The organism is Mycobacterium sp. NGS48 (assembly GCF_059812585.1).
In genome coordinates this window covers 72,075-83,576 of the sequence record NZ_JCALCY010000001.1, presented here as the reverse complement: position 1 = coordinate 83,576, position 11,502 = coordinate 72,075, and the positions used below count along the sequence as shown (strand labels likewise).

The 11,502-nt window shown below is 61.8% G+C and carries 11 protein-coding genes; 4 read left to right on the top strand and 7 right to left on the bottom strand.

Annotated elements, in window-relative coordinates; genetic code table 11:
* Positions 1-41: 41 nt before the first annotated feature.
* Together AC5Y42_RS00375 and AC5Y42_RS00370 are read right to left on the bottom strand one after the other, a co-directional pair.
* Complete coding sequence (locus AC5Y42_RS00375) at positions 42-374, bottom strand: hypothetical protein (RefSeq protein ID WP_499894881.1); 333 nt, start codon at positions 372-374, stop codon at positions 42-44.
* A gap of 369 nt (positions 375-743) precedes the next feature.
* Positions 744-3,119, bottom strand: a complete 2,376-nt coding sequence (locus tag AC5Y42_RS00370) for a phage/plasmid primase, P4 family (protein ID WP_499894879.1) — start codon at positions 3,117-3,119, stop codon at positions 744-746.
* A gap of 1,405 nt (positions 3,120-4,524) precedes the next feature.
* Between AC5Y42_RS00370 and AC5Y42_RS00365 the strand changes: the two genes are divergently transcribed.
* From AC5Y42_RS00365 to AC5Y42_RS00350, 4 genes are all read left to right on the top strand, one after another.
* A complete protein-coding gene (locus AC5Y42_RS00365) occupies positions 4,525-4,827 on the top strand; it encodes a hypothetical protein (RefSeq protein WP_499894877.1) in 303 nt (100 codons plus the stop codon).
* 1 nt (position 4,828) lies between these two features.
* A complete protein-coding gene (locus tag AC5Y42_RS00360; protein WP_499894875.1) occupies positions 4,829-5,443 on the top strand; it encodes a hypothetical protein in 615 nt (204 codons plus the stop codon).
* A gap of 10 nt (positions 5,444-5,453) precedes the next feature.
* Entirely contained in the window at positions 5,454-6,200 is a 747-nt protein-coding gene (locus AC5Y42_RS00355) for a hypothetical protein (RefSeq protein WP_499894873.1), read from the top strand.
* 546 nt (positions 6,201-6,746) lie between these two features.
* Positions 6,747-7,580 (top strand): L,D-transpeptidase, encoded by an 834-nt coding sequence (locus AC5Y42_RS00350; protein WP_499894871.1) that lies wholly within the window; start codon positions 6,747-6,749, stop codon positions 7,578-7,580.
* A gap of 182 nt (positions 7,581-7,762) precedes the next feature.
* On the opposite strand, the gene AC5Y42_RS00345 is transcribed toward AC5Y42_RS00350, so the two are convergent.
* The 5 genes from AC5Y42_RS00345 to AC5Y42_RS00325 form a co-directional block, all read right to left on the bottom strand.
* Positions 7,763-8,293 carry a hypothetical protein gene (locus AC5Y42_RS00345; protein WP_499894870.1) on the bottom strand — a complete coding sequence of 177 codons (531 nt, stop codon included), beginning with the start codon at positions 8,291-8,293 and terminating at the stop codon, positions 7,763-7,765.
* 275 nt (positions 8,294-8,568) lie between these two features.
* Entirely contained in the window at positions 8,569-9,231 is a 663-nt protein-coding gene (locus AC5Y42_RS00340) for a VldE C-terminal domain-containing protein (protein WP_499894868.1), read from the bottom strand.
* A gap of 106 nt (positions 9,232-9,337) precedes the next feature.
* Entirely contained in the window at positions 9,338-10,048 is a 711-nt protein-coding gene (locus AC5Y42_RS00335; RefSeq protein WP_499895798.1) for a cutinase family protein, read from the bottom strand.
* A gap of 129 nt (positions 10,049-10,177) precedes the next feature.
* Positions 10,178-11,077, bottom strand: coding sequence for a glycoside hydrolase family 16 protein (locus tag AC5Y42_RS00330; RefSeq protein WP_499894866.1), 900 nt, complete (start codon positions 11,075-11,077; stop codon positions 10,178-10,180).
* Positions 11,078-11,113: 36 nt separating this feature from the next.
* Positions 11,114-11,497, bottom strand: coding sequence for an Rv0313 family protein (locus tag AC5Y42_RS00325; RefSeq protein WP_499894865.1), 384 nt, complete (start codon positions 11,495-11,497; stop codon positions 11,114-11,116).
* Positions 11,498-11,502 lie beyond the last annotated feature (5 nt).

Below are 11,502 nucleotides of genomic sequence, written 5' to 3'. Positions count from 1 at the left end.
GGTCGCATCAACGGTTTCCGGTCACATCGTTCAAGTCTTCGTCATTCGTCGACGACGATGAAGTCTTCGACCATGCCATAGGCGGCGTTGGGGGTGGAGTCGCTGCCATCGGGGATCCCTCGCGATCGCCGATACTCGGCGCGCGAGCCGCCTTCGAGCACCATGATGCGGTCGAATATCTGCTCGTACGGCTTGGGCGGACCCACTTCGACCTCGACAGCGTTCTTCGCCGCTAAGCCTGCTCGGTCAAGGGCGTCCCGAATCGCTGCAAGCTTGACCGAATCGGCCACATTGGCGTCCGTCGCCATCTTCAACAGTTCGCACGCCATCCGATCAGCCGCTTCCTCAAGCCTCTGCCGCGCTTTGCGCTTCACCTGAGGCGCCTTGGCGCCGTGGAAGTCGCAAACGTTCGTCCCATGCCGTGCAGCGTTCTTGCACCGGTCACCGTTCTTCCTATGCGCGGTGCAACGTCGCTCCGGGTGGGCACTGCGCGCCCAACGGTCGATAGGTCCAGAGCTCGATAGGTCATTCATAGATCCACCCCCTGTAGGCAATTGGAATGGCCACTTCTAGCTGGCAGTAGGCGACGTAGGCGATGTAGGCGCAATGGGGAGACCTCCAACAGAAAAGTCATCCCACTTCTCCTGCACTCCGGTCTTCTCAATTCCGACGGATACAAATAGAAGCTGACTACCCCGCCTACGCGCAGACCAGAGTGTGTGTTGTACCCAGCGACAAGCTGCCTACTTGCCATCTACCGCACCGGCTTCCGAGACCACACGAAGCCGGGGCGCTGTGAGCACACCGTTGCTGTTGACCGTGTGCCGCAGTGCAATCCCGGAGTAAACGCGAACTTGGTCGCCACGCCCGCCACGGCGGCCGCTCGGGTCAATGACATCGCGGCCGAACGCAGCTACGAGCTTCTTTGTCAGATTCTCCTTGGTCCCAGCTTCATGTCCGGTCTGCTGGCACCATTCCTTCCACACTCGATACAAATCGTCCTTCGCAACTGTTTGCCCTGATCTCAGTACACATCGTTCGGCCACAAATTGGGTTATCGGACTGGCGCCTTCGTGCAACAGTTCCAGCAGCGAATTGCTACTGGCGACACGCGTGAATGCACCATGACGATCCAACCGCTCCAAACCATCCAGGCTCCAGTTGAAGATCCCTGGCAGTTCATTCATCAGCTCCGCGACTAATCCCGTGTCTTCGCGTCCAAGGAATGATCGGGGCATGTAGAGCAAGATGAGGCGTCCGACGATCGCTCCAGAGCTGTCAGGCAGTGTCGGCAGCTCGTTGCTCATGAACATGAAACGCGTGCCCAGCCGGCCCGTCCACGCTGGCTTGTACTTCTCTGCGACAGTGACCACATCTTCACCGGTGATCCTTAACAGCGTTTCAACAAACCGCTTCCTGTTCATCGACATTCGCTCATCGGAGAACACCGCGAGCGTCTTATCCAACAGGGTCGACAAGCCGAACTCGCCCTGCAGGTCTCGGCCTGAGAGTCCGATGTGGTTCCCGACTCCTACGAGCGCTGCGAGCACTTTGTCGATGGTGCCTTTGCCGGAGCGGGTTGGGCCAATGAGCATCAACATCTTCTGAAGATCGGTTCGACCGGAGAGCACGTAGCCGAACCACTCTTGGATCGCCTCGATGGCTTCCGCATCATCACCGAACACTTCGGCTAGAAACCGTTCCCACCGTTCCGGCTTGGCTGCATGCGGCTCGTAGTCGAATGGTAGGGCAAAAGTGTTGAAATAACATGGGGTGTGTGCCATCACAGTGCGATCTCGCAGCCGCACAAGACCGTTGGCGCACGCAATCACCGGCTCCGCAGTTCCGTCGAGCCAACTCTGCACCGTTGTACCGTGCGGGAGGGCCACAACAGCTTTGAGGGCGTCTAGGACCTTGTCGATTTTGGTTTTGTCGGGATTCCAGGGAATTCGTTCCCCGTTCTTGTCGTAGATCGCCTGTGCGAGTTGCTGGTACAGAAACTGTCTGAATTCAGTCGGGCGGATAAATCTCCACTGCGGACCTTCCCACCACAGCCACTCTTCGCCCCAGTAGGTGACCGGCCGCCGCCGTACATCCGCGCGCCGAACTATCTCATCTGCCACCCGTAGGGGCGCGCTCGGCGACGGCCATTGGTTGCGATGCGCTCGCGCCCACAGTTGCTCGGTCGTCCCGTCAGCATCAGCTGCGTGAATAGCGTCACGAAGCATGCGGTTGAACTCGTCGCCATCCCCGTTCCGCGCCGGGGCACCAATGGATTTCTCCCACGCGGACTTGAGCTGATCATGGGCCGTCTGCGCTGGAAAGCATCCGGCCTTCGCCTCCCGCATCGCCCAGCACAGGGTGTCGTACATGGATCCATGCCGGCCACCGGGCGCCGGGTCGAAATTGTTCAGGATCGCAGCCAAGGCCGACGCATCGCGGCTGTCGTCGTACGTCGACAGAAACGCCCTGGCACCTACTTCCAGTTCAGCAGGCGTCAGAAGACTGAAGATCTCCTGATCCGGCACGGCCTTGAGCTTTTCGCCGATTTCGTCGGGCAGCTCCGGCGCCACCCCGCCAGGTGCCGTCGAGTAGTGGCCACCTTCGTCAGCCCTGGGATGAACGGTTGGCCCAAGAATTAGCGCACCACCCCAGCACCGGACCTCACCCCACGCTTGGCCCCTGGCGGTCTTGAGCTTGCCCAGACCATTGCCCAATCGCTCGCCTGGTCGCAGCCGGAAAATGTAGTGCCCGCGTCGGCTCGTGGGCTCGCGCGTCGTCGGACGAAATATCGCCTTGCCCAGTAACGGCCACAGCCACTTCGGCACCTTGTCCGGATCATCGACATCGACCACGAGGAATCCGCTGGCACCGGCGTGCATCGCGATCCCAGCATCTGGCCAGCGTCGCCACCATGCGCGCACCGCGTCGACGTCGCAGGTTGCTCGGTGCTGCCAGCCCTTGCCGATATAGCTTCCGGGGTCCTTGGTGCCCGGCCGCACCGGCACAACGCACACCCCAGCCTTCGCGTAGATAAGGGCGGCCTCGCCGTTCGACATACCGCTGACATCCGGCAGATTTGCGACGCGCATAGCGTCCGCGGGCTTGGACATGGTCATGGCGCTCGGCGATCATGCGCCTAACGACATTTGGTGGCGGTCACCCAACCGCGAAACCGCCCATCTCATCACGTCGTACTCCGACGCGAGTCGCTTCCCGGAATAGATCCCCGAAGCTAGCTCCTTGGCGTTGAAAGCCGTGACGACCGCGTTGCGCTTCACAGGCATACCGCGGTCGTTGAGGAACTTTAGAGCACCGTCCTTGGTCAAAGTCGGCAGTCTGCCGACGTTCTGAGAATCAAGCCACTGCTGCAGGTCGGCGGCCAATTCGCAGGTATGAGTCGATACTGGTGGCCGGCGGTCCATTCTTGTCATAAGGGTTAGCTTCCATGCGTGAGGCCTATTGGAGGCCCATATACTCGATCAATACCGGGCAATTCGCCCATTGGGTCCAATAGTAGTGCCCTATATGCGGATGCGTCCATAGCGCTTGGCAACCATTCTCAATTGATTGTGGTAGGGGTCGGCAAGTGGCTCTGAGCTAGGGTTATAACGTAAAAAAGTTATTCGTTTCCGGTAGATTCTGTGAAGCGCATTTCTTCGCTTGCAATTTGTCGCGTTTTTGTGTCTATCGCATTCGGCATGTTTCTTGAGTATAACGCCGAAAGGCTTTTTCGCGTTTGAACGTGAAATCGTTTTCTACCGTTCAGCTTCGGATTTTTTCGGTCCTGGCGTTGATCACTCTGCTTTTGCAGTCTTCGTTCAAAATCGGACGCCATGTCAACGGGTCGGCGCGGCCAAATCACCCCACCGCCTCGATGTTCGTTCGTCTCAGGGCCACACAGGCCGTCGTTGAGCTGCGATACCCGCCTAGGTTTGCGAGAGCTTCGACACTGAAACTTACTGTCGCACACCGGCTTTTGTCATTATCTCGAGTACACTCGACAGATACCAGACGGATTGCGAGGCATGGGAGATGACCACTTCCGACAGTCGGCGCGGGCGACAACTCGGCCGGAATCTGTACTCGGCGACAGCGGTGGTCCTCTGATGCCCAAGCGCCGCACCTACAAGCGCGACCGGCGGGGTCGTTTCGCGGCCCATGGGGGCTCCCGGACCAAGCGGATCGGCCGCAAGATCAATCGGCGACGCCCGCGGTACGTAACCGGGAGCCTCGGCAACACTGTCCGGGTCGGTCGGGTCGGCCCTGGCGGCGAATACGCCGGGGTCCACGTCGGAGCTAAGATACGCACAAGACGCCGCAGCGAGTACTACGTCGGCGTCTCGGCTGGTCGCAGAATCGCGACGCCGTACGTTGCGTAATAGTCGGGAGATCAGTCGCAGCGGACTGCGTCGTGTCTTGGGAGGACATCCGCCCGACTTCCAAGCGTCGTCAAATGCATCACACGCCTCGCCAAGTGCTCGATGTGGGATAAAATGGCCATCGAGTAAAAGGAGGCACAGGTTGCCGCGTGGCGTGCATCTTGATGAGCGAGAGCAGCGACAGATCGCCGAAACGCTGCAGGCCTGGGCTGAGGTACATCCTCACCGCAATCTTCCCGTCATCGCCTTAATTGACGGCAGTGAACTCACGCCGTTGGACATGGCTAGAGCCGCAGCAGAACCCGACAGCCCAAGAGGGCGGCAGCTGCTGCGAGTATTCGCAGCCGGATTGATTGCCGACGACGATGAAAAGCTCGAGTCTCTCGATCAGATTCTCGACGACTATTGGCAGGACACGAAACGCTGGATCAGGGACCATCCCTGAGATGGCGCATCTGCTGTTCGTCCGTCCGGCAGATGACAGCGCAGCCGGCCAAATCGCCACTGTGGGCCAAGCCGTCCGATTATTAGCGACAGCGTTTACAAGTACTGACCTCTACGGTCAACAGGTCAATCGGGCCACTGTCGACGCCGAGCTGCCAAAGGCGACGAGTCTGTTCTACTTCGGCCATGGCACCACCGCCGAACTCATTGCTAACGGATCAGCTTTGGTGGATCAACACAACGTCGGCACTTTAGGGGGAGGAATCGTGATCGCGATTGCGTGCGATGCGGCGGTCACGCTCGGGCCGCAGTCGGTTCAGAATCCAAACGTCGAAGCATTTCTTGGATTTGATGACGAGTTCGGCATCCCGCTCTTGGCGCCGTTTCCGATGGCAATGGCCGTCATCCACGGGTTACGCGGGCTGCTTACTCAGGGTGACGATATCGGCTCAGCGGCTGACGAACTGCGCCGTAATTTCGCTCAGGCCCGAGTGGTCTACAAGACCAACGGACATAGGTTCGGACTGGGCTCGTCGGATGCTCGGACCGCCTGGCTGTTCGCAAAATCGAATCAATACAGCGTGCGCCTGCACGGACACACCTCGGCGAAACTGTAGGAGCACTCTGATGGCGATCATCACCCGTGGCTCATTGGCTGACTTCTCGATCGAACCCACTAAGGGCGCTAGCACGTCTGTGGCAGCGGCCGATGTTGTTGACAATTTCGGAGTGCTCGCAGAGGTCACCCGCGACGCGCCGGCAGACGTGTTCCAGTTCGAGGTCTCACCCGAACCTCGCGGACTTGCGCTAGCCCGTCTGCGCCTCGATACGGGATTCCAAAGCTTCCTCGCTCGGTTGTTTCACAAAACAAGTGATGTTTACTTCCTCGCCTGGTGCTGGGACCTCAGCGGCGCGCCAGCGTCGGTGTACCCGGGCGTCAGCGCCAATCCCACGAGTGTGCTGATTCCCATGCGAGGCGGGGATGTCCGCGAGTTCATGGGTGAAGGAGCACTCCTGTTTCCGAGAAGGCGTGTCACCGCTGGACTTGCAGTGCGAATTCAGATTTGGGAGTCGGCCGAAGGCATCCGCAATTTTGGGCAAACGCTGTCTTCGGTGGCCGACGTCATCCAGAAGAGCGACCTCAACTCGCTGCTAACAGTGGTCGGAGCAGCTATGGGTGTCGCGACCGCCAGCGTCGTGCTGATTGAGCAGGCGGCACTGGAGCTTGGCAAGGCGGTAGGAGATGTCCTCAAGGAGACCAGCGACGACTACGTCGACTTTTACGAGGGTTACTTCCCTTCGGCCTCGGCCTGGCCTCATTCGGAGATCGCATATCCGGGTCACGCGAGCGAAATCGCCCTTAAGCAGTTCTGACCAACTGCCAGCCGCGAGGAAAAATAGTTTGCCCAGAACGCAAGACAGGGCGGGACACCGCGTTTGCTGCCCTTGACCGTGAGTTGGCCGTCGACAGGGGCCCTCACTAGGTCTCCAACAAATAGCAACAGGTCATCGGCGGACCACAGAAATCATCATTGACATGCATCGATATGTGAACTGTCGTTGACCTCTTGGTACCTAGCGAACAGCGTTGATCGCACCAAGGCAGCTTCCCAAGCTGAATACGCGGGTTCGATTCCCGTCATCGGCTCCATTCTGAGCAGGGCGTCGTCAGCGCGTGGTCCTCGGGTCCGCTTCTGCCGTTCACTGTGAATCGTTGGCGACGACACGCCGCTAACGCCATCCCTGACTAGACACTCGAATCGCTGGCGCAGATCCGCCGCGCAACTTGTCGGGGTTCGCTCGCCGTAGCCAAAACGTGACGAATACTTGACCGAATTGCGAACGCGCCCTTGCCGTTCCACTGCTCAGGCCACACCTACCATCACTATTACAACTCTGTCAATTAAAGGAAATAGACTCATGCGGGCGGTTGTTCGTTGCGCTCTTGTTGTGCTCGTGATCGCCGCGAGCATGGTCGTGGGGCCGGCCGGCGTAAGCCCGGCGGGGTACCAGTCCCACGGTTTCACCATCGCATCGGTTTTGCCAGCGCAGGGTGCCGTGGTGGGTGTGGCACACCCGATAGCGGTGACGTTCGGCGCGCCCGTCGTCAACCGGCGCGCGGCCGAACACGCCATCGGAATCACCTCGGTGCCCGCGATGACCGGCAAGTTCGAATGGGTCGACAACGAGGTTGTGCAGTGGACTCCCGACCGATTCTGGCCAGCGCACAGTACAGTCGCGCTCTCGGTAGGCGGCGTCTCCAGCCAGTTCAAAACGGGTCCCGCCATCGTCGGTATCGCCGATATCTCGGCGCACACGTTCACCGTGAGCATCGACGGGGTCGAGGCAGGACCGCCGCCTCCACTACCCACGCCACACCACCGGCCTCACTTCGGAGAAACGGGCGTACTGCCGGCCTCCATGGGTAGACCACACTTCCCCACGCCGGTCGGCACCTACACGGTCTTGTCCAAAGAACGCTCGGTGACCATGGATTCGAGCAGCGTCGGCATTCCCGTGAACGACCCTGAGGGCTACCACCTTTCAGTGGATTACGCCGTCCGTATCACCAACCGCGGCATCTTCGTGCATTCGGCTCCGTGGGCTGTCAATTCACTGGGGCTGGACAATGTCAGCCACGGCTGCATCAGTCTGAGCCCGGAGGACGCAGAGTGGTACTTCAACACGGTCCACGTCGGTGACCCGGTGATTGTGCAGGAATCAGGAATCGAGCGACCACACCGGCTCAACTGACCGGATTCCGCACCTAGACCGATGTGCGCACCCGCGCGCCAATCTGCTGTTGTCTAAGGACTTTTCACCGGCGCACGCCTCGCCGCTGACACGCAACATCCCCGCCCGCCGCTGTCATTGCAAACGGGACGGACCCGCTGGTGGGAATCCAGCGGGTCCGTGCGGTCGGGAGAGGATCAGTGCTAGCTCGCGCTCCCAGCCGCAGGACCGGCCGGAACCGGCTCACCGGCCACCGGCCCGCCGGCCGGAGCCGGAGCGGTCGGCTCACCCTTACCCGCGTACGCACCCGACATGTCGACGATTGGAGCACCAGCCGGCGCGCCCCCGAGCGCGATCAGCGGGGCACCGGCCGGCACCACCGGCGCAACCGGCAACGGAGCCCCGATCGGTAACGGGCCACCGATCGGGACTGGCGCACCGAGCGGCAGCGGCCCAGGGACGGCCATCGGCACGCCAGCCATATCAGTAACCGGCGCGGCGGCCGGACCGCACGAGTCCGCGGCACCCGTGGCGCCCGCTCCACCCGCGGCGGCTCCCGCTCCGCCCGCTCCGCCCGCGGCCGGCACTTCGCCGGCCAAGCCCTGCATGCACGCAGACCCGCCCGTGGTAAACGGGGCGGCTACGGCTACTGCGTGCGGGCATAACGCTATAGCGGCTCCGCACAACCCAGCGCTGGCAACTACTTTGATCTCGAGCCGATCAAAGATCGTCATCACCCTCAACTCCTCTATTCGCGCTCAGATATTTCCGAAATTTTGATGGTGCAGCAGAACCACATAGCCGTACCGAGGTCGTACCTCGACGACCGACTCAATTGTTTGCAACAGGTGTGGAATACGGGCCGTGCCGCGCCGCGCCGTGTCCAAATGGTGACGTTCGCTCTTTCGAGAAGGGCGCAGGGTTAGGGCAGCGCAGCGCCAATCTTCAGCGCGGGCATGCTTTTGCGGCCAACCGGCGCGCGCGCAGGCGGGAAAACTGGCTTCCGCGGTCAGCGCATGTAGATTTCGCCACCGCTGGGATAGCCGCCGCCGGTGGTGGTGATATGGACGTGGTCGTAGTGGCCATATCCGGATGACTGTGGCCCGTAGGGCGTGTAGTAGGTGCCGCGCCAGATGGCGTCTTGCAATCCAAACCGTTCCGCGTTTTTCAGCGCAAACGCGACGACCTCGTCACCGAGCGCGATGCCCTCGGCGCTCCCGGGATTGGGAATCATCACGTCAAGGGCCAAACCGTTGGGATGCCACCGCAACGAATCCGGTCGGACACCGCCGATGCTCTGAATCTCGGGGAACAGCGCGCTGATACTCCGAGCGACCAGGATCGTCTTGACCTGTAATCCCTGCTCCGGGGCCACCCCGACGGGCAACAGCTGCGGAGGACGTTGATCAATGACCCGCCATCTCGATGCCGCCACACTGTCGTCGGGAACGGAACCGTCACTCGGCGACGCCGACGCAACTGCGGTCGGTACTCCCCCCACGATCTCGAGGCAGCACCCCGCACCGTCGTCGGCTCCTGAACCGGCGTCGCCGGCGGGACCGAATGAACGGGCGCTGCCGCCGAGGGCAAAGAAGACGGCGCCCGCGGAGATGGCGGTAGCCATGATTGCCGGTGACTTTCGTCGCTTCGTGGCTAATCGGTGCCGACCCACGGCAAGCCACTTTACGAGCAAAACCGGCAATAGTCACAATTTTGTAACGGCCGGAACGCGACCGCGGCGGTGCTCGGCTCGCAAATCAGCGCGACGACCTGGGAATTTACAGGCGACTCGCGGCGAAATCCGCGCCTTGATCCACCATGCCGTTCACCGGGTAGAGCACGTGCGCGGCGCCGGGCTGCCCGGGCGGCGCGCCATTGCAGACCGTGTCATCCGGAGCACACAACTCGAGGGTCTTGGCGGTATACAACGGACCAATCGTGATGGGCGGTGCTCCGGCACCGCTCAAAAACTCGTTCGACGGCGTTCCGAACAGAACCACTGCGGCGACGTGGTTAGCCACTTCGGCGGGCAACGGCTGGGGCACATACGACACGTACTCCGCGGGCACTTCCTTCGGAATACTGGCCGAGGTGACGAAGCCGGTCACGGCTGCACCTTGGGAGTAGCCGCCGAGCACCATGCGGGTGTTAGGACAGTTCGCGGCCGTGGTCTCGATGTGGTTACCTTCGTCTCGGATTCCGTCGACGACGGTTCTGGCGAATTCGATGCCGCCGCCGAAGTCGCCGCTGGCCTGGTAGTCGACCGGATACACGCCGACCGATCTACCGCCGACTTTCGACGTCAGCGAGTCGACGAAGGCCTGCCCCACTCCGCCCACACCAGGGGGCTCGCCGGTACCCCGGGCGAACAGCACCTCGACGTCGGGACATGGCTGTGCTGCCGCAATTGGAGTGGGCACGCCGAGCAGCGCCGCCGCGATCAGCACTGCTGCAGCCGGACAGACGCGACCCAACCGGTGCGCCCGCATGGCACGGATCCATTCGACGACGTTCATGTTTACCCCCACCGTGTCGCGCCAGCGACCGCGACGTGATCTGAAGTTACGCTGCGCTCGGTGTCTTCCCGGTTTTCCGCGAGATAAACCCAACTCGCAACGTCAGAAGACGCGTACCCAGTCGATGAGCATGTCCGCCGGATAGGAACCCGACGCCGGATCGCCGCCACCGGATCCGCCAACCGCAAGGTTCAACACCGGGAACATCGTGTAGTCGGGGTCGTTGAACGGCCATTTGCGGATGGGGTCGTTGAGGTCTTCGATGCCGATCGCCGGAACGCTGAAGTACGGCTCGGCGCCGTCGGCATAGTCTTCCCAAAAGTAGAAACCGGTCGCATTCCACGTGACCCGCCAGGTGTGCCAGCCGCCGTCCACTCCGATCGGATGGGTCTCGAATGCGGTGCCGTATGGATCGGCGTGGACGGTGGTTCCCGACGGCCATTCTCCGTTGCCGTACCACTCGACCAGGTCGACTTCGCCTTCACGGCCGGGGAAGTCGTTGGAGAGCCACCAGGCCGGCCAGCAACCGCCGGTGAGGCAGTTGAGCTTGACCCGCGCTTCCCAGGTGGTGCCGATGCCGCCGCGCCAGTTGCCGTGCACCAGGCCGCCGAAGTAGGCGTCTCCGTCGTGCGTGGCGCGCAGAACGAGGTTGGAATTGCCGTCGAGGAATACGTTTTGACGACTGTCGCGGTATTGCCCGAAGAACTCCGGCCGGTCCCAGCCGACCGGGTTCTTGATCGGAGTGCGGTGATTGGACACGGTCCACTTGGAAGGATCCGGCGCCGAACCGGCCGGGCCGTCGAACTCGTCGTGAAAAAGGAAAGCCCCAGTCGTCGCACCGGGCGGCGCCGTGGGCGGTGGCGCCGGTCGGGACGGGTTAGCACCGGCTGTGGGCAGCGGGCTCGCAGCTGCCACCGCGCCGATTCCCAGCATCAACATCACGTTGCGACGATTCATCTCAGGCACAGACGAATGAAACCATGAGCCGGCGGGCGCGCGCATCACAATCCGGTGACGCGCCGACTCAAAGTCGTGGCGTTACGGGCATTCGTCCGAATCGTCGAGGACGCTGACCGCGATGCCGTAGGGCAGGAATCGAACCTTGCGCGTCGGGTCGGTGTTGTTCTTGTTGGCGCGCAGCGCATCCAACTCGGTTGCATACACCTCTTCGACGCGGGCGCCGCCCTGCGCGTCGACGGTGTAGATCGCCCAGACGCCGTCGCCGGCTTCGCCGGTGGTTTCCGGCTCGGTGCGTGAGCGCCGGGCCAGATCTTCGAAAAGCGCGGACCAGCCGGCGCGTTCGCCGGGGACCGTGACGAACCGGCTGAAGCGTTCGAAAGCGTCGCGCAATCCTTCACCCGCCTCGCGCATTACCCGATCCAAGTCGTCGGGATCGAACCCGAACGGACCGTTCTCTCCCATGACAG

What these genes read in the sequence shown, in the direction of transcription:
- AC5Y42_RS00345 (WP_499894870.1), bottom strand. Translation starts at nt 8,293, where the DNA reads ATGACGATCTTTGATCGGCTCGAGATCAAAGTAGTTGCCAGCGCTGGG.
- AC5Y42_RS00335 (WP_499895798.1), bottom strand. Translation starts at nt 10,048, where the DNA reads ATGCGGGCGCACCGGTTGGGTCGCGTCTGTCCGGCTGCAGCAGTGCTG.
- AC5Y42_RS00360 (WP_499894875.1), top strand. Translation starts at nt 4,829, where the DNA reads ATGGCGCATCTGCTGTTCGTCCGTCCGGCAGATGACAGCGCAGCCGGC.
- AC5Y42_RS00325 (WP_499894865.1), bottom strand. Translation starts at nt 11,497, where the DNA reads ATGGGAGAGAACGGTCCGTTCGGGTTCGATCCCGACGACTTGGATCGG.
- AC5Y42_RS00350 (WP_499894871.1), top strand. Translation starts at nt 6,747, where the DNA reads ATGCGGGCGGTTGTTCGTTGCGCTCTTGTTGTGCTCGTGATCGCCGCG.
- AC5Y42_RS00355 (WP_499894873.1), top strand. Translation starts at nt 5,454, where the DNA reads ATGGCGATCATCACCCGTGGCTCATTGGCTGACTTCTCGATCGAACCC.
- AC5Y42_RS00370 (WP_499894879.1), bottom strand. Translation starts at nt 3,119, where the DNA reads ATGACCATGTCCAAGCCCGCGGACGCTATGCGCGTCGCAAATCTGCCG.
- AC5Y42_RS00330 (WP_499894866.1), bottom strand. Translation starts at nt 11,077, where the DNA reads ATGCGCGCGCCCGCCGGCTCATGGTTTCATTCGTCTGTGCCTGAGATG.